At 68.2% G+C, this 25,451-nt stretch carries 23 protein-coding genes and 1 riboswitch; of the genes, 8 read left to right on the forward strand and 15 right to left on the reverse strand.

The window, feature by feature from the left end; all coding sequences use genetic code 11:
• The first annotated feature begins 432 nt into the window (after positions 1 to 432).
• Positions 433 to 1,515 carry an endonuclease/exonuclease/phosphatase family protein gene (locus U0C82_RS13565; protein WP_322187698.1) on the forward strand — a complete coding sequence of 361 codons (1,083 nt, stop codon included), beginning with the start codon at positions 433 to 435 and terminating at the stop codon, positions 1,513 to 1,515.
• Positions 1,516 to 1,599: 84 nt separating this feature from the next.
• Here U0C82_RS13565 and U0C82_RS13570 read toward each other — a convergent pair whose 3' ends face one another.
• Complete coding sequence (locus U0C82_RS13570) at positions 1,600 to 3,804, reverse strand: TonB-dependent hemoglobin/transferrin/lactoferrin family receptor (protein ID WP_322187699.1); 2,205 nt, start codon at positions 3,802 to 3,804, stop codon at positions 1,600 to 1,602.
• Between the two features lie 324 nt (positions 3,805 to 4,128).
• Between U0C82_RS13570 and U0C82_RS13575 the strand changes: the two genes are divergently transcribed.
• Genes U0C82_RS13575 through U0C82_RS13590 form a run of 4 tightly spaced genes read left to right on the forward strand, consistent with a single transcriptional unit; the run spans position 4,129 to position 8,003 of the window.
• The gene (locus U0C82_RS13575) at positions 4,129 to 5,061 is read left to right on the forward strand and encodes a heme/hemin ABC transporter substrate-binding protein (protein WP_322187700.1); all 933 of its coding nucleotides are present in this window, start codon (positions 4,129 to 4,131) and stop codon (positions 5,059 to 5,061) included.
• On the forward strand, positions 5,058 to 6,158 hold the full coding sequence (locus U0C82_RS13580; RefSeq protein ID WP_322187701.1) for a FecCD family ABC transporter permease: 1,101 nt from the start codon (positions 5,058 to 5,060) through the stop codon (positions 6,156 to 6,158). The genes U0C82_RS13575 and U0C82_RS13580 overlap by 4 nt, the downstream gene beginning before the upstream one ends.
• 10 nt (positions 6,159 to 6,168) lie before the next feature.
• The gene (locus U0C82_RS13585; protein ID WP_322187702.1) at positions 6,169 to 6,975 is read left to right on the forward strand and encodes a heme ABC transporter ATP-binding protein; all 807 of its coding nucleotides are present in this window, start codon (positions 6,169 to 6,171) and stop codon (positions 6,973 to 6,975) included.
• On the forward strand, positions 6,972 to 8,003 hold the full coding sequence (locus U0C82_RS13590; RefSeq protein ID WP_322187703.1) for a hemin-degrading factor: 1,032 nt from the start codon (positions 6,972 to 6,974) through the stop codon (positions 8,001 to 8,003). The genes U0C82_RS13585 and U0C82_RS13590 overlap by 4 nt, the downstream gene beginning before the upstream one ends.
• Positions 8,004 to 8,143: 140 nt before the next feature.
• On the opposite strand, the gene U0C82_RS13595 is transcribed toward U0C82_RS13590, so the two are convergent.
• Genes U0C82_RS13595 through U0C82_RS13615 form a run of 5 tightly spaced genes read right to left on the reverse strand, consistent with a single transcriptional unit; the run spans position 8,144 to position 13,525 of the window.
• A complete protein-coding gene (locus tag U0C82_RS13595; protein WP_322187704.1) occupies positions 8,144 to 8,926 on the reverse strand; it encodes an SDR family NAD(P)-dependent oxidoreductase in 783 nt (260 codons plus the stop codon).
• Positions 8,927 to 8,980: 54 nt separating this feature from the next.
• Entirely contained in the window at positions 8,981 to 9,835 is an 855-nt protein-coding gene (locus U0C82_RS13600) for a PCC domain-containing protein (protein WP_322187705.1), read from the reverse strand.
• Positions 9,836 to 9,837: 2 nt separating this feature from the next.
• The gene (locus U0C82_RS13605; RefSeq protein ID WP_322187706.1) at positions 9,838 to 11,484 is read right to left on the reverse strand and encodes an acyl-CoA synthetase; all 1,647 of its coding nucleotides are present in this window, start codon (positions 11,482 to 11,484) and stop codon (positions 9,838 to 9,840) included.
• The gene (locus tag U0C82_RS13610) at positions 11,481 to 12,650 is read right to left on the reverse strand and encodes an acetyl-CoA acetyltransferase (RefSeq protein ID WP_322187707.1); all 1,170 of its coding nucleotides are present in this window, start codon (positions 12,648 to 12,650) and stop codon (positions 11,481 to 11,483) included. Before U0C82_RS13610 ends, U0C82_RS13605 begins: the two co-directional genes overlap by 4 nt.
• The gene (locus tag U0C82_RS13615) at positions 12,647 to 13,525 is read right to left on the reverse strand and encodes an IclR family transcriptional regulator (RefSeq protein WP_322187836.1); all 879 of its coding nucleotides are present in this window, start codon (positions 13,523 to 13,525) and stop codon (positions 12,647 to 12,649) included. Before U0C82_RS13615 ends, U0C82_RS13610 begins: the two co-directional genes overlap by 4 nt.
• 196 nt (positions 13,526 to 13,721) lie before the next feature.
• Here U0C82_RS13615 and U0C82_RS13620 point away from each other — a divergent pair, with 196 nt between their 5' ends.
• The 3 genes from U0C82_RS13620 to U0C82_RS13630 all read left to right on the forward strand — a co-directional run bounded on the left by U0C82_RS13620 (position 13,722) and on the right by U0C82_RS13630 (position 16,761).
• A complete protein-coding gene (locus U0C82_RS13620; protein WP_322187708.1) occupies positions 13,722 to 14,744 on the forward strand; it encodes a DctP family TRAP transporter solute-binding subunit in 1,023 nt (340 codons plus the stop codon).
• 187 nt (positions 14,745 to 14,931) lie between these two features.
• Positions 14,932 to 15,423: a TRAP transporter small permease gene (locus U0C82_RS13625; RefSeq protein WP_322187709.1), complete on the forward strand. Its 492-nt coding sequence runs from the start codon at positions 14,932 to 14,934 to the stop codon at positions 15,421 to 15,423.
• A gap of 3 nt (positions 15,424 to 15,426) precedes the next feature.
• Positions 15,427 to 16,761 (forward strand): TRAP transporter large permease, encoded by a 1,335-nt coding sequence (locus tag U0C82_RS13630; protein ID WP_322187710.1) that lies wholly within the window; start codon positions 15,427 to 15,429, stop codon positions 16,759 to 16,761.
• 79 nt (positions 16,762 to 16,840) lie between these two features.
• On the opposite strand, the gene U0C82_RS13635 is transcribed toward U0C82_RS13630, so the two are convergent.
• The 9 genes from U0C82_RS13635 to U0C82_RS13675 form a co-directional block, all read right to left on the reverse strand.
• Complete coding sequence (locus U0C82_RS13635; RefSeq protein WP_322187711.1) at positions 16,841 to 17,578, reverse strand: ABC transporter permease; 738 nt, start codon at positions 17,576 to 17,578, stop codon at positions 16,841 to 16,843.
• Positions 17,575 to 18,300 carry an ABC transporter ATP-binding protein gene (locus U0C82_RS13640; protein ID WP_322187712.1) on the reverse strand — a complete coding sequence of 242 codons (726 nt, stop codon included), beginning with the start codon at positions 18,298 to 18,300 and terminating at the stop codon, positions 17,575 to 17,577. Before U0C82_RS13640 ends, U0C82_RS13635 begins: the two co-directional genes overlap by 4 nt.
• A gap of 85 nt (positions 18,301 to 18,385) precedes the next feature.
• Positions 18,386 to 19,327 carry an ABC transporter substrate-binding protein gene (locus U0C82_RS13645; RefSeq protein ID WP_322187713.1) on the reverse strand — a complete coding sequence of 314 codons (942 nt, stop codon included), beginning with the start codon at positions 19,325 to 19,327 and terminating at the stop codon, positions 18,386 to 18,388.
• Positions 19,324 to 20,307 (reverse strand): HesA/MoeB/ThiF family protein, encoded by a 984-nt coding sequence (locus tag U0C82_RS13650; protein ID WP_322187714.1) that lies wholly within the window; start codon positions 20,305 to 20,307, stop codon positions 19,324 to 19,326. The genes U0C82_RS13645 and U0C82_RS13650 overlap by 4 nt, the downstream gene beginning before the upstream one ends.
• Positions 20,304 to 20,900, reverse strand: coding sequence for a thiamine phosphate synthase (locus U0C82_RS13655; RefSeq protein ID WP_322187715.1), 597 nt, complete (start codon positions 20,898 to 20,900; stop codon positions 20,304 to 20,306). Before U0C82_RS13655 ends, U0C82_RS13650 begins: the two co-directional genes overlap by 4 nt.
• Positions 20,897 to 21,670, reverse strand: a complete 774-nt coding sequence (locus tag U0C82_RS13660) for a thiazole synthase (RefSeq protein ID WP_322187716.1) — start codon at positions 21,668 to 21,670, stop codon at positions 20,897 to 20,899. The genes U0C82_RS13655 and U0C82_RS13660 overlap by 4 nt, the downstream gene beginning before the upstream one ends.
• A gap of 2 nt (positions 21,671 to 21,672) precedes the next feature.
• Positions 21,673 to 21,870, reverse strand: a complete 198-nt coding sequence (thiS, locus tag U0C82_RS13665; RefSeq protein WP_322187717.1) for a sulfur carrier protein ThiS — start codon at positions 21,868 to 21,870, stop codon at positions 21,673 to 21,675.
• Entirely contained in the window at positions 21,848 to 22,852 is a 1,005-nt protein-coding gene (locus U0C82_RS13670; protein WP_416186689.1) for an FAD-dependent oxidoreductase, read from the reverse strand. The genes thiS and U0C82_RS13670 overlap by 23 nt, the downstream gene beginning before the upstream one ends.
• 251 nt (positions 22,853 to 23,103) lie before the next feature.
• Positions 23,104 to 23,205, reverse strand: a riboswitch (TPP riboswitch).
• Between the two features lie 229 nt (positions 23,206 to 23,434).
• The gene (locus U0C82_RS13675; protein ID WP_322187719.1) at positions 23,435 to 25,207 is read right to left on the reverse strand and encodes an ABC transporter ATP-binding protein; all 1,773 of its coding nucleotides are present in this window, start codon (positions 25,205 to 25,207) and stop codon (positions 23,435 to 23,437) included.
• Positions 25,208 to 25,451: the final 244 nt, after the last annotated feature.

Raw genomic sequence — 25,451 nt, forward strand, 5'->3', positions numbered from 1 at the left:
GATCGCATGGCACCGGCCCGAAACTCCGGTTCGCCGCCTGCCCCCCATCCTTCGCATCGCACGCCCATCGCAAGGTCTCAGCGCTTCCGGCTCGGCGATCCGGCCGATCGCACGTCACCCGATCGCGATATCGCCTTGCCCGCATCGCTTGCCCGCCGGCGCGAACGAGCGGCATGGCGGGTGATACCGGCCGGTTCACTCGATCCCGGCAGACGCATCGGAACATTCGCTCCCGCCGATCATTAGCGGTTCATAAGGTCTAGAGGTCAGGAGGGTTCGAGATGGTTCGATCCATGATCCGGCACCGGACCCGACAAGACGTCGGCAGCTCGCCCTTGCGCCTTGCGAGAGCTGCGACGGCCGCCCCCGCAGACACATCACACAGGCAGGTGACGAGTCGAGGCTCCGCTCCCCCTCATGGAGCCAACCATCTTGAAGACCACAGCCACGATCCTGCTCTCCTGCGTTCTCGTCGTCCTTGCGGCTGCGAGCCTCGTCCCGCTGATCGAGACGAACATCTGGTGGATCCGCTACATGGATTTCATAAGATGGCAGCTCGTCGCCGTGCTTCTGTTCGTTCTGGTGCTGTCGCTGCTTCTCGCCTTCGCGGGACGGGGCATCGGGACGGGCCTTTCGATGGCGGCGGTCTGCGCCGGCCTCCTCGGCTATCATGCCTACCGTCTTTATCCCTATACGCCGCTCGTTTCGGTGATGGCGCCCGACATCGCCGCCTGTCCGGCCGATGCGCAGGTCTCGGTGATGAGCGCGAATGTGAGGAAGGGCAATCGCGATGTCGATGCCTTCATGGCGGTGGTGGATGCCGCGGATCCCGATCTCCTCTTCGTCATGGAGACGGACGAATGGTGGGACAAGGCCCTGGCGCCGCTTGCCGATCGCTATCCCGACATCATCCAGGCCATACCCGATGGCGAGACCTATTACGGGCTCCATCTCCTGTCGAAGCACGAACTGATCGAACCTCAGATCCTTCGCTATTTCGGCGCGGAAACGCCGACGGTCCAGACCGGAGCGAGACTCTCGAACGGCTCTGTCTACAGCTTCATGGGCCTTCATCCGCGCCCGCCGCAGTCCTTCGACCAGCCGACGACGATGCGGGACGGCCATCTGGCCGAAATGGCGTTCCACGCGGAAAACGCCGCCGCCCCGCTGATCGCGGCGGGCGACTTCAACGCCGTGTCCTGGGAGCGGATCGTGCGCCGGGCCATGCGCGTGGGAAACCTTCTCGATCCCCGGATCGGGCGGGGCACGATCCCGACCTTCGACGCGAACAGCGCGCTGATGGCCTGGCCACTCGACCATATCCTGTTCCAGCAGCCGTTCGGCCTGATGGCGTTCGAGCGGCTTGCGGACATCGGCTCGGACCACTACCCGGTGATGGCGACCTTCTGCCTGTCCCCCGAACCGGGACCCGTCCAGAGCGCCCCGGAGATCGAGGAGGACGACCGCGCGGAGCTGCGCCGGACGATCGACGCAGCCGAGGCGATGAACCCCTGAGCCGAACCTTCCGGCTCCGGACGATGGGCCCATCATCTTCGTTCACGCGATCGTCCGGACGCCATCCGATGCCGGGAACGCGCCTCAGAAGCTGTAGGCGACGTTCAGCTTGAAGGAACGGCCCGCTTCCGAATAGAAGATGTCGGGCTGTGAGCGGACGTCGGGAACGTTGAGCGCGTCGTAATAGGTCTTGTCGAGAATGTTGAAGACCCCGCCGCCCACCTTCAGGCCTGGAATCCGTTCGGGCGCATACCAGGCGGTGACATCGAGAACGCCGTAGCCCGGCGCCTCGAAGCCCTCGTCCACCTTGTCCCGTGCGCCCGCGAGCCGCGCCGAGATCTCGCCGCCCCAGTCGCGGCGCTCGTAGCCGAGGCCCAACAGTCCGGTCAAAGGTGCGACACTGTCGAGATAGGTGCCGTCGGTGATGTTCTCGCCTTCCATGTAGGCAAGGGAGCCGCGCGCGCGCCAGCCATCGCCGAAGCTGATGTGGCCGCCCGCTTCGACACCGGAAATGCGGGCTTCCGGAATGTTGATATAGCTCGAAACGCCGGCGATCGGATATTCGCCGCCGGGCGGGGCGATCTGCACCACGTCGATGAAGTCGTCGTAGTCGGTGCGGAAGAGGTTGACGTAGGCGCCGTAGGTTTCGCGCCGAAGTTCCAGACCGGCCTCGAGGCCGCGACTGGTCTCGGCTTCGAGGTTCGGATTGCCGGCGCGCAGATAGGTTCCGACGCCGCCGAAGCGGGAATAGAGTTCGCCCACGGTCGGCGCACGAAACCCTTCCAGATAGCTGACATGGGTCGTGAGACCGGGCAGGAGATCGTAGGCGATCGTGAGCTTCGGTGAAACTTCCGTTCCCGAGGACGAGGGCGGCAGAGTCCCGTCGAAATCCTCGTTGCGCCGGTAGGCGTCGGTGAGTTCCGGCCTCTCCTCGTACCAGTCGAAGCGCAGGCCGGGCGTCACGCGCATACGCCCGTTCAGCATGCCGATCTCGTTCTCGGCGAACAGACCCACCGCACGGCCCTCGATCTTCGGCGTGTCGGCCTGGTTGGTCTTCAGGAAGCGACAGGAGAACACGTCCTGGCGGCGGCCGAGCGCGCAGGCATCCGCACCGCTCGCATACTGATCGCTCGTCGAGATCCGCATCTCGGTCCCGACCGTCAGGATATGGCTGAACAGGCCGGTCTCGAACCCGCGCACGGCATGGGCATTGAGGCCGACGGTCTCTTCCTCGATCGCGTTCTGCCGGGTGAACGGTCCGACGACCGAGACGGAGCGAACCGCATCGACGCCGTCGAGGCGTTCGACGTTCTGCCAGTAAAGGACGGCCGAGGCCCCATCGGCCCATCCCGCGCCGAAATCGGGCGCCTCGTAATCGTAGCTGAGCGAGACGCGTCGCCGTTCCACCTCGCTGCGCGTGGTGTAGTCGCCCGGCCGATAGTTGCCCGAGCCGCGAACGGCCGGATCCGACAGGCTTTGCGAGGTGCGGGCGTCGATCTCGTCCTCGCGGTGGAAGATCTCGCCGGCGATGCCGAACCGGTGCCCGCCCTCGACATGATGATGGATCTTGGCAAGCCCGTTATACTGGTCGTAGTCGAGCGGGTTCGGCGCGGTGCGCGTGCTGCCGAACGTGTCGAGCAAGCCTTGCGTCTCGATCTCGTTGCCGCCGCGATAGCCGCCCTGCAACAGCACGGAGGTCTGCCCGAAGCGCGCGGCCGCCGCGGTCGCGTTGAACCAGCTGTCGTCGATGGAATCATATCCGGTCTTGGTCACCCCGCCGAGACGCCGCTCCCCGGGCAAGAGATCGTCCGGGTCGAGCGTGTCGAGGGCGAGAACGCCGCCGAGCGCGCCCGAGCCGAGCAGCGGGTCGGCCCCGCGCGTCAGATCGAAGGACGAGAGGGTGTTGAAGTCGAACGCGTCCGGACCGCCGACCGCGCCGCGCGTCACGTCGAACAGATAGGGCACGCGAATGCCGTCGACCGTGGTGAGGACGCGCGGGCCCGCCAGTCCGCGAATGTTGATGGAGCGGTTCGCCCGGTCGAAGGTCACGCCGGCCTCGACGCGCGCGACATCGTCGAGCCCCTCGATCAGCCGGTTCTCGATCACCTCGCGCGTCGTCGTCGAGGTGGTCACGGTCCCACCGACGCCGCCCCCCGCACTGCCGCCGGAGGCCTCCACCGTGACGGTGTCCAGGAGAACGGACGCCGGCAATGCCGTCTGCGCCCCGGCGCTCGCCGCCGTTAATCCGCCGACGGCGACCGTCGCCATGGCCATGTTCCAAATTCGCATCGCGGCTGGCTCCCAAGCGGCGGGCCCGCCGGGCTCCGCGCATTCTCAAAACAGTTCACGGCCGGTGAGGACCGGTCATCAAACGCCGATAACGGAAGAACAAGTGACGAGTCAACGAATAACAATTCCAATATATCGACTGCATTGGCACTAGTTACTTTGGAATGATGACAGATTGAAGTGTTTCTAAAGATTCTTTACAGTGATTCTAAGAAATATACACTTGACGCCCTCGCACGATGCGTTCAATCACAGGGATCACAAAGGCGTCTGGCGGCACGCTATCACCCGCTTCCGCTTCGTCATCCGTTCGGAGAACCCATCGTGCGCTTCCCGCTCCCGACCCGTCCCGCCGGCTTTTGGCCGGCCGCCTTCGCCGCCCCGCTGGTCGCCGCATGCCTCTGGCCGCTCGGCACCCTCGCGCAAGCAACCGCCGGCGGCACCGGCGCGGCGGAGTCGCGCCACGAGCGCATCGTTTCGATCGGCGGCGCGATCACCGAGATCCTCTACGCGCTCGGCGAGGACGAGCGGATCGTCGCCGTCGACACGACCAGCCGGTATCCGGCCGAAGCTCTCGCGCAAAAGCCGGATACCGGCTATCTGCGCCGGCTGTCCGCCGAGGGCGTCCTCTCCCTTGCCCCGGACCTCGTCTTGATGGAGGAGGGCGCCGGCCCGCCCGAGGCGGTCGAGATGATCGACGCGGCCGGCATTGCCGTGCGGCACGTTCCGGCCGGCGAGAGCGTCGAGAGCCTGAAGGACAAGATCCGCATCGTGGCGGATGCCGTGGAGCGAACCGATGAGGGCGCAGCCATGGCGGACCGGATCGACGTACAGTTCGCAGCGCTCGACGCCGAGCTTTCCACGATTCGGGACAGGAAGCGGGTCCTCTTCATCCTCTCCATGTCGGACGGACGGCCGAACGCGGCAGGCCGCAACACCGCGGCCGACGCCGTGATCGCCCTTTCCGGCGGAACGAACGTCCTCGACGATGTCGAGGGCTACAAGGTCCTGTCCACCGAAGCTGCGACGGCCCTGTCGCCGGATGTCATCGTGACGGTGAGCGGGGCCGGTCCCGGCGGCGCCGACCCTCTCTCGGTCCCGGCACTTGCAGCGACGCCGGCCGGACGAACCGGCGCGCTCGTCACCATGGACGCGCTTCGGCTTCTGGGCTTCGGGCCGCGCACGCCGGCAGCCGTGAGAGACCTCGCGTCGCGGCTCTATCCCGATCGCGTCGCAGGCACGGACAAGACCCCGTGATCATCGACGCACTTCGCGCCGTGCCTCTCGTCCAGCCCTCGGGCACCATGTCGGGCGATCGCAGCGTCAGGGCCCGCAGGGCGCTCGTCGGCCTTTTCCTGCTGCTTGCGATCGTCATGGTGCTCGGCATCGGCACCGGCCCGGCACTCCTGTCTCCCGGCAAGGTGGCGGCAGTCCTCCTGTCCGGTCCGAACGGCGCGGCCGGATCGCCCGCCGATCACGTGATCGTCTGGCAGATCCGGCTTCCGCGCGTTCTTCTCGGTGCCCTCGTCGGGGCTTCGCTCGCGGTCTGCGGTGCGGTGATGCAGGGCCTCTTCCGCAACCCGCTCGCAGATCCCGGCCTCATCGGCATCTCGTCGGGCGCAGCGCTTGCGGCCGTCGCGACCATCGTCCTGTCCGGCGGCATCCTCGCCCCTTACGCGGCGCTCGCAGGCATCTACGCGCTGCCGCTGGCCGCCTTTCTCGGCGGCCTTGCCGCAACCCTCCTCATCTACCGGATCGGCACGCTCGCCGGCCGCTCGTCGATGGCGCTGATCCTGCTCGCCGGCATCGCGCTGGGCGCGCTCGCGGGGGCGCTGACCGGGTTCCTTCTCTATCTCAGCGACGACCGGCAGCTTCGCGACATCACGTTCTGGAGCCTCGGGGGTCTCGGTGCCGCGAGCTGGACGAAGCTTCTCGCCAGCGCCCCGATGATGCTTCTGGCCCTCCTGGCCGCCCCCCTCGCCGCCCGCGGCCTCAACGCCATCGTGCTCGGCGAGGCGGAGGCCTTCCACATGGGCGTGCGCGTCCAGTGGCTGAAGCGCGGAACGATCCTCATCGTCGCGCTGGCGACCGGCGCCGCCGTCGCGGTGTCCGGCACGATCGGCTTCGTCGGCATCGTGGTGCCGCATCTCCTGCGTCTCTGGCTCGGGCCGGACCATCGCGGGCTGCTGCCGGCCTCGGCCCTTGCCGGCGCAATTCTCCTGATCGTCGCCGACATGGCGGCGCGCAGCATCGTCGCCCCGGCCGAACTGCCGATCGGCATCCTGACGGCAACCCTCGGCGCACCGGTCTTTCTCTTGATCCTGCTGCGCCGGCGCGGCGCCGGCGGCATCTGAGGCGGATCCCATGCTCGAGATCCAGGACGCGACCGTCCGCTATGGCACGCGCACCATCCTTGCCTCGGCGAACGTCGCGATCGCGCCCGGGAGCGTCACCGTCGTCGTCGGCCCGAACGGGGCCGGCAAGTCGACCCTCCTGAAGCTGATGACGGGCGAAATCGCTCCATCCGGCGGGCGGGTCCGCCTCGACGGGCGCGCACTTGCCGACATGCCTGCACGCATGCTCGCCCAGCGGCGCGCGGTGCTTCCCCAGAGTTCGGCCCTCAGCTTTCCGTTCACCGTGGCGGAAGTCATCCGGCTGGGGCTCGAGGCCGGCGGCCACCGGCTGGCGCCGCGCGCCATCGGCGAGGCCTTGCGGCGGGTGGAGCTCGCCGGCTTCGAGGCACGCGGTTTCGACGACCTGTCGGGCGGCGAACAGCAGCGCGTCCACATGGCGCGGGTCCTGTGCCAGATCGGCGACCCGTCGCGCTGGACCGAGCCGCGCTACCTGTTTCTCGACGAACCGGTCTCCAGCCTCGACATCCGCCACCAGCTCACGGTCCTGCGGCTCGCCCATGCCCTTGCCCGCGAGGGCGCCGGCGTCGTTGCCGTACTGCACGATCTCAATCTCGCGGCCGCCTTCGCCGACCGGCTTCTCGTCGTCTTGGACGGGACGATCGCCGCGATCGGAGAGCCCGCCGCCGTCATCAGCGACGCGCTGCTGGAGCGCGTCTTCGACCTTCCCTTGCGCGTGGGAGAGCTGCCCTCCCCCGGCGTGCCGTTCGTCCTGCCGCAGACCGCGGCCTTTGCCAGCCTGAAGGAGCCCCGATCATGAGCCTCAACACCGCGCCGGCCCGTCCGGCCGCCCCCGTTCCCTTCTACGAGACCGGCAAGCGAACGCGCGATCTCGCCCACGAGCTCGGCTGCAGCGAAGCCGAGATCCTCGACCGGCATGCGGGACCGGAGGTCGTTCGCCTGCGCTGCGAGCCGGCCGACCTCGTCGAGAGCCTTGCCGATTTGCGCCAAATCATGGCGCTGACCCGCAACGAGGCGGCGGTGCACGAGATCGTCGGCACGTTCGCGAATGTCTCGATCTCGGGGCCGATGGGGCTGGTTCTCGCGCCGCCGCTGGACCTGCGGCTGTTCCTGCGCTTCTGGGTGCATGCCTACGCCGTGGAGATACCGGACGGCGGCAACGCGCCGCGCCGGAGCCTTCAGATCTTCGACGGCGCCGGCGAGGCGGTCATCAAGATCCATCTGCGCCCGGTCTCCGACATCGCCGCCTTCGAGGCGCTGCGCGATCGCTTCGCCGACAAGGACCCGGCGCCGCGCATCTTCACGCCCCATCCGCCCGCCGACGGCCCGTCCGCGACGGTCGACGCGGCGGCCTTCCGGCGCGATGTCGCCGGTATGGATGATATTCATGAATTCGTCCCGCTCCTGCGAAAGCACGGGGTGGACCGCCGCCAGTCCCTCGACCTCATGGGCGCGCCGGATGTCCGCCGGCTCGGCGCCGGCGCCGCCACCGCCATCCTGACGCGGGCGGCCGACGACCAGGTTCCGATCATGTGCTTTGTGGGAAATCGCGGCTGCATCCAGATCTTCACGGGCCATGTCGCAACGGTCAAGGCGATGGGGCCGTGGATCAATGTCCTCGATCAGGGCTTCAATCTTCATCTGCGCGAGGATCTCGTCGCGGAGGCCTTCGTGGTTCGAAAGCCGACGCGCGAGGGCGCACTGACGTCGGTGGAGCTCTACGGCGCCGACCGGGCGCTGATCGCGCAATTCTTCGGAGAACGCGAACGCGGCCGTCCCGAACGGCGCGCATGGCAGAGCCTCGTCGAAGCCCTGCCCCACGTCTGATCCGCGAGATCGATCCCGTTCGGGGCAAGACGGCTCCGATCGCGCGCGCGAGGGCGTCATGTCATCGCGCGTTCCACCCTCCCCGATCCGACCGGACGTCCCTCAAGAACCATCCAGGGGATCTGTCCGATACCGCGCCCTCAACGTCGCGTTTCACCGCGCAGGGTGGCCAGGCCGATGCCGGCTGCGCCGAAGCCGCCGTCGACGCCGAGGATCTGGCCGGTGATGTAGCTCGCGCGCTCCGAGGCGAGAAAGTGGATCGCGTCGGCAAGCTCGGTTTCGAGGCCGTACCGGGCAAGCGGGATCGCGTCACGGTAATCGGCGCGGATCTCGGGGCTGTGGACGGCCTTCGCCATGGCGGTGTCCACAGGTCCGGGGGCGACCGCGTTGACGCGAATGCCGAGGTCCGCAAGCTCCACCGCCTGCTGCTTGGTCAGATGGGCAAGCCCCGCCTTGCTCGTGCCGTAGGCGACGCGGAGCGTCGAGGCCCTGAAACCGGAAATCGAGGTGATGTTGACGATCGCCCCGCCGCCGGTCTTCGCCATGATCGGCGCGACGGCGTTCGTCATCAGGAACGGGCCGCCGAGATTGACGGCGAGAACGCGCTGCCAGTCCTCGAAACTGGTCTGCAGGAGCGGCTTGAACACGGCTGTGCCGGCATTGTTGACGAGGGCGTCGATCCGGCCGAACCGCGCCGCGACCGCTTCGACCGCGCGCGTGACCGCGTCCGGGTCGGCCACGTCGAGGGCGATCGCCAGAATGTCGTCCGCCGCCGCGATCGATGCGGCGGCCTCCTCGACCGCCGGGCCGTCAATGTCGAGAAGCGCGACCCGCCAGCCCTCTTCGAGAAAGCGCTTCGCCGTGGCGAGCCCGATGCCGCGCGCGCCGCCGGTGATGAGGGCGAGCCGTCTGGTGTCTGACATGGAAGTCTCCTTCAGGCTCTCTCGAGCCGTTGCAAGTGGCGGCGATCGTCGCCGTCAGGTCGGGATTTCGTCCGGCACGATCACCAGTTCGAACGTGACGCAGACGGGATTGTCGCCCCGAACGAGCACGCCCTCGAAGATCGCGCCATCCATGGCGACGACGGCGACATCGATCCGGGCGCGGCCACCGCGAAGCTGCCCGTTGCGGATCAGGAGTTCGGAAGCATAGGATCGCATCGGCGGGCCGTCCTCGAAACGGGCTTCGTTGAGGCTGCCGATCCCGTGGATGGAGGCGTTCGGAATATTTTCGGCCAGAGCGATCGCCTCGATCGCGCGCGTCACGTCCTGGTTGGGGCGGAGGGTGAGAAGAAGCGCGCCGCGGCCGTTCGGGCCCGGCAGGGCCTCCGCGGCGAACAGTCTGAAATTCGTCTCGGCGTCGTCGCGGACGCGGAAGGCCGACCCTTTGACACCGATGCCGGACACCGCGACCCTCTCCTGCGCGATACAGTCCGGCGGCAGCATGTGGCCCATGGCGAGCCCTCTGCCGCCCGCGCGCCAGAGCCCGTGGCAATGGACGAACGGCGCGTCGTCGCGCTGCCCGACGATCGCGCCGGCCCGCGCCACCGCGACGCCGTCCTCCGGCGCGACAGGTTCGGAGTACCAGGCGGCATGGTCGGGTCCGGGAGAACCGGCGGGGCCCACATATCGGAAGGGCGAAAGGCGCGCGCCGGCCATCTCGACATAGGCGGCCGCGCAGCCCGCCTCGGCGACGCCGCGCGAGAGGCCCGCCTCGATCGTCTCGCCGGGGTCGATGGTGAACTGGAGCGCGACGCGCTCGCCCCAGGCCATCGCGTGACGGGCCTTCGCGACGGGGCCCGGATGGCGGATGGTTCTTTGCGCGGCGTCCATGCTCAGGCCGATGCCGGCGCGCCGAGGAGGCCGCTTCTGGCGAGCGTGTCGCGAACCAGCGCCTTGGTGATCTTGCCATAGGCCGATTTCGGCATCTCGTCGACGAAGTGAAAGCGCTTCGGCATCTTGTAGCGGGCGATCGCCGGTTCGAGGAAAGCGCGGATTTCGGTCTCCGACACGCTCCGGGCCGGATCTGCGACGAGCACCGCGATGCCCACCTCCCCCCAGTCGGAATCCGGGACGCCGACGACGCAGGCCTCGGAGATGGCCGGATGGGCGAGGATCTTCTCCTCGATCTCGCGCGGATAGATGTTGGAGCCGCCGGAAATATACATGTCCGAGGCGCGGCCGGTGATGAACAGATAGCCCGCCTCGTCCATATGGCCGAGATCGCCGGTGCGGAACCAGCCGTTGCGAAAGGCTTTCGCATTGGCTTCGGGATTGTCGTAATAGCCGGCGAAGACGGCGGGACCCGTCACGCAGATCTCGCCGTCCGTCTTCGGCGGCAGTTCGTTGCCCGCCTCGTCCTGGATCGAGATCTCGATACCCGTGCGCTCGAAACCGCAGGTGCCGATCCGGGCGCCCTCACCGTCGTCCACATGGTCGTAAGGCGGAAGGACGGTGATGTTGCCGGTCACTTCGCCGAGCCCGAAATACTGGACGAGCCGGCCGGCGAGCTTCTCCATCGCCTTCTTCTGGTCGGCCCGATACATGGGCGCCCCGGCATAGATCACGTAGCGCAGCGAGGCGTGGTCGAACGCGTCGACCGACGGGTGCTCGACGAGCCGCTTCACGATCGTCGGCACGGTGAACATGTTGGAGACCCTGTAGCGCTCGACGAGCCCCCAGACCTCCACCGGATCGAAGCGTTCGGAGGGCAGCAGCACGGTGGTGGCGCCGGCGGCGACCTGCGCCAGCTGATGGACGCCGGCCCCGTGGGACAGGGGCGCGACGACCAGCGAGACGTCCCGGTGGTTCGTGTCCGGCATCAGGTCGCACAGGTGATTGGTCGCCACGAACGCCATCTGCCCGTGGGTCAGCACCGCCGCCTTCGGCCGGCCCGTCGTTCCGGAGGTGAAGAAGAACCAGCACGGATCGTCCCGCTCGACCGGCGCATTCGGCACCGACTGGCCGAGATGGGCCTCGACGAGCGCGTCGTAATCCTCGCCGAAGGGCGCCGTGCCGATCGCGATCGCGAAGGCCGGCGGGTTGTCGCCCGAAAGGCAGGCCTGCGCGTGGTGCGGAAAGCTCGCATGACAGATGATGCCCGTCGCGCCGCTGGCCCTGGCGAGATAGGCGACCTCGTCCGGGGTCTGGCGATAGTTCGTGGGCACGTAGACCGCGCCGATCCGGAAGCAGGCGAACATCGCCTCGAACATCTGGTTGCAGTTGACCGACTGGACGAGGATGCGGTCGCCCTTGATCACGCCGTAGCGCGAGACGAGCGCCGCGGCCATGGCGCTGACGCGGGCGTCGAACTCGCCCCAGGACCATTGCCGCGCGCCCCAGATCAATGCCGGCCGCGCGGCAAGGCGGCGGCCTTGCCGGGTCACCAGATGGGCAAGGTTCGACACCCGCAGCGAACGCGGCGCGACGCCGCCCCTGGGATCGTTGCCGCCTGGGTCTCGGCTTCGGGATGCGCCTGTCATTTCACCCGCTCCAGGATCGAGACGTAATTGGCGACCGCCGCGCCGCCCATGTTGAACACGCCGGCGGTCTTCGCCCCGCTCACCTGCATGTCGCCTGCCTCCTCCATCAGCTGCATGGCGGCCATCACGTGCATGGAGACGCCCGTCGCGCCGATCGGATGGCCCTTCGATTTTAGCCCGCCCGACGGGTTCACCGGCAGCCGGCCATCCTTGCGGGTCGTGCCGTCGCGCACCACGCGGTAGCCCTGCCCGCGCGCGGCAAGGCCCATGGCCTCGTATTCGATCATTTCGGCGATCGTGAAACAGTCGTGGGTTTCCACGAAATCGAGATCGTCGAGGGTGAGACCCGCATCGTCGAGGGCCTTCGCCCAGGCCGCGCGCGCGCCCGCGAACTCGGTCGGATCGCGCCGGCTGATGGCGAGCACGTCGTTGACGTGGCGGCGGGAGCGAAATCCGATCGCCCGCTCGAGGCCGTCGGCCACCTCCTCGCTCGCCAGGACGATCGCGGCGGCCCCATCGGAGACGAGCGAGCAGTCCGTGCGGCGCAAGGGCGGGGCGACGAGCGGGTTCTTGGCCGAAACGGTGTTGCAGAAATCGAACCCGAAATCCTTGCGCATGTGCGCGAAGGGATTTCCCATGCCGTTGGCGTGGTTCTTGGCCGCGATCATCGCAAGCTCCTGCGAGCGATCGCCATAGGCCTGGAAATAGGTCCGGGCGATGCGGCCGAAGATGCCGGCGAAGCCGCCCTCGACCTGCGCCTCCTCTTCGCGGTAGCTCGCGCCCAGGAGAATATCGCCGACCTCGACATTGGGGGTCGCCGTCATCTTTTCCGCGCCCACCACGACGGCGATGCGGCCGCGTCCGGCCTCGATGAAGTCCATGGCGGCGTAGAGCGCCGCCGACCCGGTGGCGCAGGCGTTCTCAAGACGCACCGCCGGCACCTGCGCAAGGCCGTCATGGGCCATGCCGACGAGCGCCGCCTGGAAATCCTGCCGGGAAAAGCCGTTGTTCATGACGCCCACGAAGATTCCGTCAATATCGGCGATGTCCACGCCGGCATGGTCGATGGCCGGCCCCACGACCTCGCGGATGAGAGCCTCTGTCGACGCAGCGTCCGACTTGCCGAACGCGCTGTGCGCCCAGCCGACGATCCGTGCCTTGCTCATGATCGGGTCTCTTTCATTGTCGTCGTTCGGTTGGAATAGGCCGGCTCCGCGGCGTCGTCATTGGGGGCGCCATCCGCGTGCGGCGGCCTGAAACGCTCGGTCAGCCGGCGCTCGACCTTCGCCGCCTCCGCCGACAGAAGCTGCGCGAGCTCGCCCTGGCGCGCCTCGCCGAGGCGGCTGTCGATCGCCGCGACCGACAGCGCGCCGGCGATCGTGCCGCCGGGATAGCGAACGGCGATGCCGATCGCCCAGGAGTTCGCAAGGACCCGTCCGGGATTGAGGACGAAGCCGTTCCGGCGGGCAAAGGCGATGTCGTGGGCGATGGCTTCGGGCGTGTAGGCGGGAAACTCCTCGGCCAGGATGACGGCATTGGCGCTGAGGACCGCCGCGATCTCGTCGTCGGGCAGGGCCGCCAGCATGGCCATCGCGCCCGCCCCGACCCCCAGCGGATGGCGCTGGCCGGGCAGGAGCGCATGGGTGCGGATCGGAAACGCGCCCTCCTCCCGGTGAAGGCATACCGAGGCGTTGCCCCGGCGGATCGAGGCGAAGCTGGTGTCGCCGCTGGCCCGCGACAGCGCCGTCAGGCTTTCGAGGGCGCAGTCGAGAAACCCGAATCGGCGCTGCGCCAGAACGCCGAGAACGTAGGACTCCTCGCCGAGAAAATAGCGCCTCGAGCGGGCGTCCTGCTCGACGAGGCGCGAGCGGATGAGAGCGAGCACCAGCCGTCGCGCGGTCGCCCGGTTGATCCCGCTTTCGGTGACGATGCGCGCCAGCGTCGCCCCGTCCACCGAATGGCGCCCGATCAGGGAGAGCAGCCTGAGGGCGCGATCGACGCTCTGCGCCCCGTGTCCCTCCTGCGTCGCGACTTCGATCATACCCAAGCGGCCAATCCATCCATATCGTGGACGTGTGATGTCAGGACGTCATTGTTGAGCAAACGAAACGGTCTTGCAAGTGCCGGACAAGAGTGGCAACCTCGGCTTCGGCAGCGCGCGATGCATGTTCATATTGTGGATGCTTTGGGAGAGGCATTCGCGGTGTTGCGCGCCATCACCACCGGGAGGACCCACCATGACGTTCAAGACGCTCGCCACGCTCGGCGCTTTCGCCGCAGCCCTCGCTTTGTCGACCGCCCTTCCGGCGGCCGCCGAGACGTTCCGCCTGTCGCACAACACCAACGATACGACGACCTGGCAGAAGGGCGCGGAAAAGTTCAACGAACTCCTGTCGGAAAAGTCCGGCGGCGAGATGGACGTGCGAATCTTCCCGAACGCCCAGCTGACCGGCGGCGACCAGATGAAACAGGCCGAGATGGTCGGGCGCGGCGCGCTCGACTTCGTCGTGACCTCGGCGATCAACGTCACGCCGCTGGTGCCGGAAATGGCGGTCTTCTCGCTGCCCTATCTCTATTCCGGCTATGAGGACGTGGACGCCACCACGGCGGGCGCGCCGGGCGACCGGATGGAAGAGATCATGGCCGAGAACGGCATCGTGGTCCTGGCCTGGGGCGAGAACGGCTTTCGCGAGGTCACCAACAATGTCCGTCCGGTCAAGGCCCCCGCGGACATGAACGGCCTCAAGATGCGCGTCGCCGGCCCCATGTATATCGACGTGATGAACGCGCTGGGCGCCAACCCGCAGCAGATGCAGTGGACCGAAACCTTTTCCGCGCTCCAGCAGGGCGTCGTCGACGGCCAGGAGAACCCGATCGGCGCGGTGATCATTCCCCAGCGCGTCTACGAAGTGCAGAAATATCTGACCGCCTGGCACTATTCCTACGATCCGATCTTCATCGGCGTCTCCAAGACCCTGTGGGAAAGCTGGGACGAGGCGACGAAGCAGATGGTGCAGGCCGCGGCCGAAGAAGCGATGGAATACCAGAAGACCATCACCCGCGAGGACACCGAAAAGGGTGCCGCCTACCTGAAGGAACAGGGGATGGAGATCTACGAACCGAGCGCGGAGGAAGTCGACGCGTTCCGGCAGGCAACCAAGCCCGCCTTCGACAGCTGGGCCCAGAAGGTCGGCCCCGATCTCGTGACGCTGTTCCAGGACGCGATCTCCGCAGGCGGCCAAGCACCCCAGGCGCAGTAGATCCCACGGACCGGAATCGAAGAAGGGCCGGCCGGCAGCCGCGCCGGCCCTTCGACGATCCCGTCTTTCGTGCCGCCGCGCCCGCCTCCCATGTTCCTTCTCCTTCGCGCCCGGGACCCGGCGGTGTCGCGCCTTCGGTCGATCGGCGGGCGCCGGCAATGTTCCTTCCACACAGGTGAGACGCGCCATGCGATTTCTTCTCGACGAGGCCGAAAAGCTCGTTTGCGCGGTCATCTTCCTCGCCATGACGGCGCTCGGCTTTGCCAATGTGGTCGTGCGCTACCTGACCAACTATTCCTTCGCGGCGACGCAGGAATTGCTGCTCGACGGGTTCCTGCTGCTCACCGTCTTCGGCGCGGCGATCGCGGCCCGGCGCGGCGAGCACCTCGCCGTCACGATCTTCACCGACGTGCTGCCCGCCTCCGCGCGCCGCATCGCCGTCGCGATCTCGGCCGCGCTCTCGGTCCTCCTGCTTGCGCTTTCCGCCTGGTTCACGATGGACCTCGTGCGCAACCAGATGGCGAGCGGCATCACCTCCTCCGGCATGCAGATCCCCGAATGGTACGTGTCGACGGGATTGCCCGTCGGCTTCGCGCTCATCGCGGTTCGCCTGATCCAGACCGGGATCGCGGAATGGCGCGAGCCCGGCGGCGTGCCGGACAGCGGGCTCGGGGTCTGAGCGATGTTCGATCTCGATCCCGGCACCCAGATGGTGATCCTGTTTTTCGTGCTTCTGGCCCTGCGCGTGCCGGTCGCCTTCTCGCTCGGCCTGTCCTCGCTCTATGCGATGTGGCTGCTGGGTTTCGGCCTCGATCTCGTCGGCGATCTCCTGGCGAGCGGCATCGCCAAGTTCTCGCTCCTGGCAATTCCCTTCTTCATCCTGGCCGGCGCCCTGATGGGTACGGTCGGCATCGCGGAGCGGATGATCCGGTTCTTCCGCGTCCTCATCGGCTCGCTTCCCGGCGGCATGGGGGTCGTCGGCACCGTCGTGTGCCTCTTCTGGGGCGCGGTCTCGGGCTCGGGTCCCGCCTCGGTGGCCGCCATCGGCCCGCTGATCATCAAGGGGATGGAGGAGGACGGCTACCCGCGCGCCTTCGCGGCCGCGCTGGTCTGCACGGGAGCCGCGCTGTCGATCGTCATTCCGCCCTCGATCGGCCTCGTCATCTACGGCGTCATCGCCGAGACCTCGATCGCCCAGCTCTTCATCGCAGCCATCGTGCCCGGCCTCTTCATGGGCCTCCTGATGATCGCGACCCTGCCCTTCGCGGGCAAGGCCCGCCACGCCTCGGCGCTCGCCGGATCCGGCGGCGGGCTGGCGGCGCTCGCCCCCTCCCCCTATCACGGCATGCCCTACGGCGCGCGCGTCGGGCGCTCCTTCGTCGACGCGTTCTGGGGCCTGCTCACACCGGTCGTCATCCTCGGCGGCATCTATGCCGGCATCTTCACCCCGACGGAAGCGGCCATCGTCGCCACCGTCTACGCGCTCTTCGTCGGCCTCTTCATCTACCGGACGCTCACCGTCACAACCCTTTACGCAGCCCTCGTCGAGGCGAGCGCCTCCTCGGCGGTGGTCATGCTGGTCGTCACCTTCGCCAGCCTCTTCGGCTGGGTCGTGACGGTGGACGATCTCGTGGGGAAATATTCCGGCGCGCTTCTTGCCTTCAGCGACAATGAGTGGATCATTCTCGCGGTGATCATGATCGTCGTCCTCATCGCCGGCATGTTCATGGATGCCGTCACCATCATGTTCATCACGCTGCCGATCTTCATGCCGGTGGTCGACAAGCTCGACTGGGACCCGGTCTGGTTCGGCGTCGTCCTGATGGTCAATCTGGCGATCGGCCTGTTCACGCCGCCGGTCGGGATCAACCTTTTCGTGGCCGCCAACATCACGAAGATGTCGCTCGAACGGATCGCGGTCGGCGCGGTCCCGTTCCTCGTCACCAGCCTGATCGGCCTCGCCATCATCGCCGCCTTCCCGCAGATGAGCCACGTGCTGCTGGACTTCATGGAGTGAGAAAGGACCGGGGGCGAACGGCGAACGGCGCGCTTGCGAACGGTCGGCGCGGATGGTCTTTCGGCCGCCGAGCGGCGTTTCAGGTTCCGCGCCGCTCCAGGATCGCGTCCGCACCGCGGTCCACCGCCCGGTGCAGCGCCAGCGTGAAGATCGCCAGCACCAGGAGCGCGGCGAACATCAGGTCGATCTTGGCGCGCCCGTTGGCCAGAAGCATCAGATAGCCGAGCCCCTTCGAGGCGCCGACCCATTCGCCGATGATGGCGCCGATCGGAGCATAGACGGCGGCAAGCTTCAGCCCGGAGAGGAATCCCGGCAACGCCGCCGGAATGCGGATGTGCCACATGGCGCGCGCGCGGCTCGCCCCCATGACGCGGGCGAGCGCAAGACTTTCGGGCGGCGTGCGCATCAGCGCGTCGTAGAAGGCGGACGTGATCGGGAAATAGATGATGAGCAGCGCCATCGCGATCTTCGACGCCATGCCGTAACCCAGCCACAAGGTGAGGATCGGGGCCAGCGCGAAGACCGGCAGCGCCTGGCTGAAGACAAGCATGGGGCGAAGCGCGAGACGCGCCGCGGGCGAGATGGCAAGCGTGACCGCGCTGATCCAGCCGAGCGCGGCACCCAGCACGATCCCGGCGATCACCTCGACGATCGTGACGAGCGCATTGTCGAGGATCAGGCCCCGATTGCTCCAGAAGGTGCGTGCGACGCGCAGAGGTCCGGGCAGGATGTAGGGCGGCACGTCCCACGCAAGGATCGCCGCTTGCCACAGCGCCAGGGCGCACAGGACGGGCACGAGAATCCTCAGCGCCATCATGCGGCCTCGAGCAAGAGGCGTGTGAGCCGGCCGGTCGCGGCCAGCACATCCTCGCCGTCCGGCGGTCGCGGCGGCGGGCTTGCCGGCGCGGCGACCTCGTCCAGCCGGTCCCGGGAAAGGATCATGATCCGGCACCCCAACCGCGCGGCCTCGGCCGGATCGTGGGTGACGTGCAGGACGGTGCGCCCGTGCAGCGCCCTTGCCGCCAGATCCTGCATGCGCGCGCGGGTCGCCACGTCGAGGGCCGAGAACGGCTCGTCGAGGAGCACCACCGGGCGGTCTTCCATCAGCGTGCGCGCCAGCGCCACGCGCTGGCGCTGGCCGCCCGACAGGGCGCCGGGCTTGCGCGCTTCGAACCCGGCAAGGCCGACGCGCGAGAGGATGTCGCGCGCCTGCGCCCGGTCGGCCGCAAGCCCGCGCAGGCGCTGGCCCAGAAGAACGTTTTCGAGGATCGACAGCCAGGGCATCAGCAGATCGGTCTGCGCCATCAGCGCGACCCGCCCCTGAAGCGGGCGCCCGTCGTCGGCGCCCGCCTCGCCCTCGAACGTCACCGCGTCGGCGGTGCCGGCAAGCCAGCGCAGGAGGGTCGACTTGCCGACGCCCGAGGCCCCCAGGAGGCAGGTCCAGCGGCCGGCTTCGACATGAAGGTCGAGGGCACCGAAGACCGCGGCGCCCCCGATCCGTGCCGATCCCCGCGCGAACAGGCTCGGAGGCGCCGTCACCCGGGCGTTCCGACGGGCCCGGCTCGGCCCGCGGCGACCGTTGCCGGATGGAACCGGGCGCTTGCCCCGATCCTTGCCGAAGCCATCACCGGGCGCCCAGGTCGACGGCGAGGTCCGATACCGGACGCACGCTCTTCACAAGACCCTGTTCGGAGAGGAACGTTTCGAACCGTGCGTATCGCGCCGTATCGAGCGCCGCAGGGCGCAGGGCGAAGCGCGGCAGCGTGTCTTTCCAGGCGCGCCGATTCAGTTCGTCGTCCAGTTCGGCCGAGGTCGCGGCGAAGCGCTGCCAGCTCTCGTCCGGATGATTGACGATGTACTGCACCGCCCGCTCGGTGGCGGCGAGGAACCGGCGCACGGCGTCGGCATTCATCGTCTGCGGATTGGCGATGTAGATCAGCTCGTCATAGGGCGGCAGGCCGTGCTCTTCCGGGTAGAAGCAGCGTCCGGCGGCCCCCTCGATCTCCATCTGGTTGAGCTCGAAATTGCGGAAGGCGCCGATGACCGCGTCGACCTGGCCGGACATGACCGCCGGCGACAGCGACCAGTTGACGTTGACCATCTCGACATCATCGAGGGTGAGGTCCGCCGTCGCCAGCATGGCCGAGAGCAGCGCCTCCTCGACGCCTGCCACCGAGAAGCCGATCTTGGCGCCCGAAAGATCCGCGATTGTCTCGATCGGTCCATCCTCCAGCACCAGAAGGCAGTTGAGCGGCGTCGCCACCAGCGTGCCCACCCGCACCAGCGGCAGACCCTCGGCCACCTGGAGGTGGAGCTGCGGCTGATAGGAGACCGCCAGATCGGCGCGGCCGGCGGCGGTCATCTTCGGCGGGTCGGACGGATCGGCCGGCGGCACGATCTCGATCTCGAGGCCGGCATCGTCGAAGTAGCCGAGCTCTTCGGCCAGGATGATCGGGCCGTGGTCGGGGTTCACGAACCAGTCGAGCATCACGGTCATGCGGTCCTGCGCCGCGGCGGGCATGGGCGCCAGAAGGCATGCGAGGACGAAGGCGATGGCGGTTTTCATGCAGCGTCTCCTTGTGGGTCGCCGAGGGCGACGAGTGCGATCTCTCCGGGCCAGGCGGCGGAAAGGCGTTCGGCCGCCGTCCAGGCGCGCAGCCCGCTGCGGCAGCAAAGGACCGCGCGCTGTCCCGGCGCGGGGTGCGGGCCCGTGGGCCCGAAGGCGTCGACCGACAGTCGCAGAGCCTCGGGCCGCACCAGCGGCGCCTCGGTTTCGGCGCGCAGATCGACGAGAAAATCGTCCGTGCGGATGGTATCGGGCGCGATGAAGACCGGGGCGTTCGCCGGTTCGGGCGCCGAGGCGAAATCGAATCCGCCGAAGCGATGGGCACGCGCGTCGTAACTGACCAGACGGCCGAGCGGCGATGGCGCGATTTCGGCGAGGATCGCCAGAACCATCTGCGCCTGCAGGCTGCCGACGACGCCGAGAACCGGGCCGAGAACCCCGTCCGCCGCGCAGCTTCCCAACTGGCGTGGCAGGTCGGGGAAGACGGCGCGCAAGGACGGCGCGCCGCCGCAGAAGGCCCCGACATAGCCCTCGGTGCCGATCACCGAGGCACTGACGAAGGGGATGCCCTTGTCGCGGCACAGATCCGACAGGACGTAACTGACGGCGAAGCTGTCGGCGCAGTCGAGGATCACGTCGGCGCCGCCCGCAAGCTCCGCCGCATTGCCGGGATGGAGGCGCGCCTCCACCGGTTCGAGCGCGCAGTCAGGGTTCAGGGCGGCGAGCGTCTCGCGGGCCGCCACCACCTTCGCGCGGCCGAGATCCTCCATCCGGAACAGGGTCTGGCGATGCAGGTTGCCGCGCTCGACCCTGTCGGGGTCGACAAGACGAATGGAGCCGAGGCCCGCGCCGACGAGATATTGCAGAACGGGCGCAGCGAGCCCGCCCGCGCCCACGACCAGTGCCCGTGCCGCGCCGAGCCGGCGCTGGCCGCTGGCGCCGAAGGCTTCGACGGCGATCTGACGGTCGTAGCGGCTCATCGGGTCGCCTCCAGCCAGTCCCTCAGCCGTGCGTCGGGATCGGGGTTGAGCGTGATGTCGGTGACGGCGGACACGATGTCCGCCCCGGCGGCGAACGCCTCGGGCGCGCGGGCGACGCTGAGGCCGCCGATGGCGACGAGCGGGACGGCGCCGATCCGAAGCTTCCACTCGCTGACCCGCTCGAGGCCCTGGCTGTGCCATTTCATCCGCTTCAGGATCGTCGGCCAGACCGGACCGAGTGCGACATAGTCGGGCGCCAGCGCCAGCGCCCGGTCGAGTTCGGCCTCTTCGTGGGTGGACAGGCCAAGCCTGATCCCGGCTCGGCGGATCGCGGCGATATCGGCCCCGTCCAGATCCTCCTGGCCCAGATGCACCCAGTCGATCCCGAGATCGATCGCCAGCTGCCAATGGTCGTTCACGACGAGGGTCGCGCCCGATGCCCGGCACAGATCGCGCGAGCGCTGCAGCATGGCGCGCAGTTCGTGCGCATCGCGGTCCTTGATCCGCATCTGGACGAGCCGGACCCCGAGCGGCAGGGCGCGTTCCAGCCAGATCGGATCGTCGAAGATCGGATAGAAGCGGTCGAGCGTCATGACAGCAGCCCCATGCCGAACATCGGCGTCGAAGGCGCGGCCATGTCGCGCGGCGGCATCGGATCGGCCTCGAGCCCCAGGTGGCCGGCCTCGATCGCGCGGGCGAACCCCTCGGCCATCATCGCCGGATCGCCGGCCTTCGCCACGGCCGTGTTCAAAAGCACGGCGTCGAAGCCCAGCTCCATCGCATGCGCTGCGTGGCTGGGCAGGCCGAGCCCCGCATCGATCACCATCGGCACGTCGGGAAACTGCGCGCGCAGGGTCCGCAAGCCGTAGACATTGTTGAGGCCGAGGCCGGTTCCGATCGGCGCGCCCCAGGGCATCAGCACCTCGCAGCCGGCCTCCAGCAGGCGCTCGGCCAGGATCCCGTCCTCGGTGGTGTAGGGAAACACCTTGAAGCCGTCCGCGGCAAGAATGCGGGCCGCCTCGACGAGGCCGAACGGGTCGGGCTGCAGCGTGTCGGCATGGCCGATCACCTCCAGCTTGATCCAGTCGGTGCCGAACATTTCGCGCGCCATCTGCGCCGTCGTCACCGCCTCGCGCGCCGAATGGCACCCGGCGGTGTTCGGCAGGACGTGTACGCCGAGCGCGCCGACGAGTTCGCGGAAGGCGTTGCCCGCCTTTCCGCCGGCCGTCTCGCGCCGAAGCGAGACGGTGGCGATTCCCGCGCCCGAGCGGCGGAACGCCTCGGCGAGGATGGCGGGCGAGGGATATTGCGCCGTGCCAAGCATCAGGCGGGAGGGGACATGGGTGCCGTAGAAATCGGGCATCGTCAGCCTCCTTGCCGCGGCGCGAGGATCTCCAGCCGATCGCCCTCGGCGAGCATCGTCGCTCCGCGCGCGGTGGCGGGCACGAAGCTCTCGTTCACCGCCGTCGCCACCTTGGCCTCGCCGTAACCCAGCTCCGACACGGCGTCCTTTAGCGTTGCCGCCGCGATCTCGCGCGGCTCACCATTCACCATGATCTTCATCCATCACCTCCGGATGTTTGCCGTCCAGCACCAGGTCCGCCACCATCCGCGCCAGCGCGGGCGACAAGAGGAAACCGTGGCGGAACAGGCCGTTGACGAGGATTGTCGATCCGCGCCTTCGAATGCGCGGCAGATTGTCGGGAAAGGCTGGGCGGGCGTCGGCGCCCAGCTCCAGCACCTCTGCCTCTCCGAAGGCCGGATCGAGCGCGTAGGCGGCGCCCATGAGTTCCAGCACGGACCGCGCCGTCACCGGACCGCGATGCGCCGTCTCGATCTGCGTCGCGCCGAGCATGTAGAGCCCCTCGCCGCGCGGCACGATGTAGAGCGGATGGCGGGGATGGAGCAGCCGCACCGGCCGCGACAGGGCGACGTCGGGCGCCCGCAGGACGGCCATCTCGCCGCGCACGCCGCGAAGGTCCGGCAAAGTGTCGGCCGCCGCCAGCCCCCGGCAGTCGATGGTGATGTCCGTATCGCTCCCGCCTGTCCCGTCGGCCGCACCGTGGAACGCCTCGACGTCGACCCCGCGGGAGGACAGTCCGACGTGCAGCGCCGCAAGGGCTGCGCGAGGGTCGAGATGGGCTTCGCCGGGAAAGTGCAGCGCCCGCGAAAAGCGCGCGGAAAGACCCGGCTCGAGCGCGTCGAGCCCCTCCGCATCGAGGATCCGGTGCCCGGTGGAGCGCGCCGCGAAACGCTCGACCTCGACGCGGTCGCGGCCGAGCGCGACGACCAGCGTGCCGGCCCGGATGACCGAAGCGCCCGCGCCTTCCCACCATGCCGCGGCCTCCTGGCCGAGCCGCACCACCGACGCCTCGGCGGTGACGGCTTCGCAGAACGGCGCGAGCATGCCACCGGCCCACCAGGAGCAGCCGTGCGGTCCGGGCGGTCCTTTCGGATCGAGCAGCCGGACGCACGCCCCGCGCCGGACGAGCTCCGTGGCGGCGCAAAGCCCCATGACGCCGGCGCCGAGGATCGTGATCCGCAGCGTCACGACCTGAGGTCCCGGAGACGAGCGACAGGTTCGCGCCGGCGCGCGTCACGAGGCGAGGAAACGTCGAACGCCGCGCGAACGCCGATGGAAGCAGCTGTCGCCGGATCAGCGTGAAGACCTGTGAAATTGCGCGAACGGGTGCCCTTGCCGGAGCCACGATCGCCGGAACGTTTCGCCACTTTCCCCATCTCGCCCTCGTTGTGAGGGTCTACCGACGAAAGAAGGGAGATGTTGCGGGCAGATCATGCGCACCAGGCTCCGTTCCCTACGCCGGCATGACCCGGATCAGGTGCGATGGGTTGGCGCAAAGCCTCTCAGCCCCTGACAGGGCACCCCAACGGACGCTGACGTCCTACAGCAGGTTTCCGGTCGAGACAAGCGTCCGATGAGCGGACGCCGGGAGGTCGGTCCTTGTCCGAAGGCGCGCCGCCGAGCCCGGGCCGGAACGCCGTCCTTCCCGGCGCGCAGCTGGCGATCGCGACGGATGCGGCCGGCCGGCAGCCCCGCCTTTCGCGACCGGTTGCCGACGGGCCTCTTCGCGGCCATCGTCGGCAAGGCCCTATCGGGCCTCGATGCTCACGAGGACACCGCGCTGAGGATCGAGCCGCCGGGCGTCCGGTCGGCCGACGGGCGATCCATCCCCAATTGCGCCTCCACCAGCCGGCGATAGGCGCCGCTGCGCGCCATCAGCTCGCCATGCGTACCGCTTTCCACGATGGTTCCACCCGACACGAAGCAGATCCGGTCCGCATGCCGGATGGTCGACAGGCGATGCGCGATGACAAGGGTGGTGCGTCCCTTCGACAGTTCGGCGAGCGAGGCCTGGATCGCCTGCTCGGTCTCGGTATCGAGCGCCGAGGTCGCTTCGTCGAGAATGAGGATCGCCGGATCCTTCAGGAACATGCGGGCGATCGACAGGCGCTGCTTCTGGCCGCCGGACAGCTTGACCCCGCGCTCCCCGACGACGGTGTCGAGACCCATCGGCAGCGCGGCGACGGTCGCCTCGAGCGAAGCCCGGCGCATCGCCGCGACGATCTCCGCCTCGCTCGCCTCGAGCCGGCCATAGGCGATGTTTTCGCGCACCGTGCCGCCGAACAGGAACACGTCCTGCTGGACGACGCCGACATGGTTGCGCAGGGAAGCGAGCGTCATGTCGCGAATGTCGGTGCCGTCGATCAGGATCGCCCCGGCGCTCACCTCGTAGAAGCGCGGCAACAGCGCGCATATCGTCGTCTTGCCGGCGCCGGACGGTCCGACGAAGGCAATGGTCTCGCCGGGCGCGGCGGTGAAGCTCACATCGTCGAGGACCGGAGCGCTTCCGCCATAGGCGAACCGCACATGATCGAACGTGACCGCCCCTGCGACCCTTTCCACCGTTTTTGCGCCGGGCCGGTCCTCGATCTCGGCCCGCGTGTCGAGAAACTCGGTGTAGCGCCGGAAGCCGGCGATTCCCTTCGGATAGGTCTCGAGGACGGCGGCGATCTTCTCGACCGGCCGGAAGAACACGCCGACGAGAAGCAAGAAGCCGATGAAACCGCCATTCGACAGATCGCCCGAGATCACGAACCAGGTGCCGGCCACCATGACGATCACCTGCGTCAGGCGCATCGAGAAATAGTTCAGCGATTGCGACCAGGACATGATCTTGTAGGCATCGAGCTTGCGGCGGCGATATTCCGAATTGTTCGCCGAGAACAGCTTGCGCTCGTGGCTTTCGTTGCCGAAGGCCTGGACGACGCGGATGCCGCCGACATTCTCCTCGATCCGCGCGTTGAAGTCTCCGACCGAGGCGTAGATCGCCCGCCAGGTCGCCGTCATGCGCGCGCCGTAGCGGCTGGTCAGCCATGCCCCCACCGGCACCACGACGCCGGTGATCAGCGCCAGCTCGACATGCACGAAGAGCATCAGCACGAAGGCGCCGACGAAGGTCATGACGGCGATGAAAAGGTCTTCGGGACCATGATGGGCGATCTCGCCGATCTCCTCCAGATCCTTCGTCAGCCGCCCGACGAGATGGCCGGTCTTGACGTTGTCGAAATAGCCGAAGGACAGTTTCTGCAAGTGGTCGAAAGCCTTGCGGCGCATCTCTGTCTCGATGTTGATGCCGAGCATGTGGCCCCAATAGGTGACGACCGCCATCAGCCCCGTATTGAGCACGTAGATCAGCAGGAGGCCGACCGTCGCCGCGACGATATAGGGCCAGTTTTCGCCCGGCAGGAGATCGTCGACGAACACCTTCACCGCGATCGGAAAGCCGAGTTCGAGGAGACCGGCGAGCACGGCGCAGCCGAAATCGAGGAAGAACAGCCCCTTGTAGGGCGCGTAATAGGCAAGGAAACGCTTGAGCATGATCATTCGCCGGGAAGGGCGCGCGATCGCCGAGGACAGCCGCGAGCGGTTTCGCGCAGGAGGCAGGCGACGGGCGCACCGGCCGTTCCGGCGCCAAGCTCGCAGAGCCGCCAAAGCATCCGGGCTAGGAGAGCCGGCGCGCCGTCGACTGGAAGGGGTGCGGAAGCGGTCAGCATGACGTCGTCCCTGCGGGTTGAGGAGTGCCGATGGATCGCGACGGGCGTCATCGTCCGGTCGATCCGTG

The sequence above is a fragment of the Fulvimarina uroteuthidis genome (genome assembly GCF_034321785.1).
Lineage (GTDB): Bacteria > Pseudomonadota > Alphaproteobacteria > Rhizobiales > Rhizobiaceae > Fulvimarina > Fulvimarina uroteuthidis.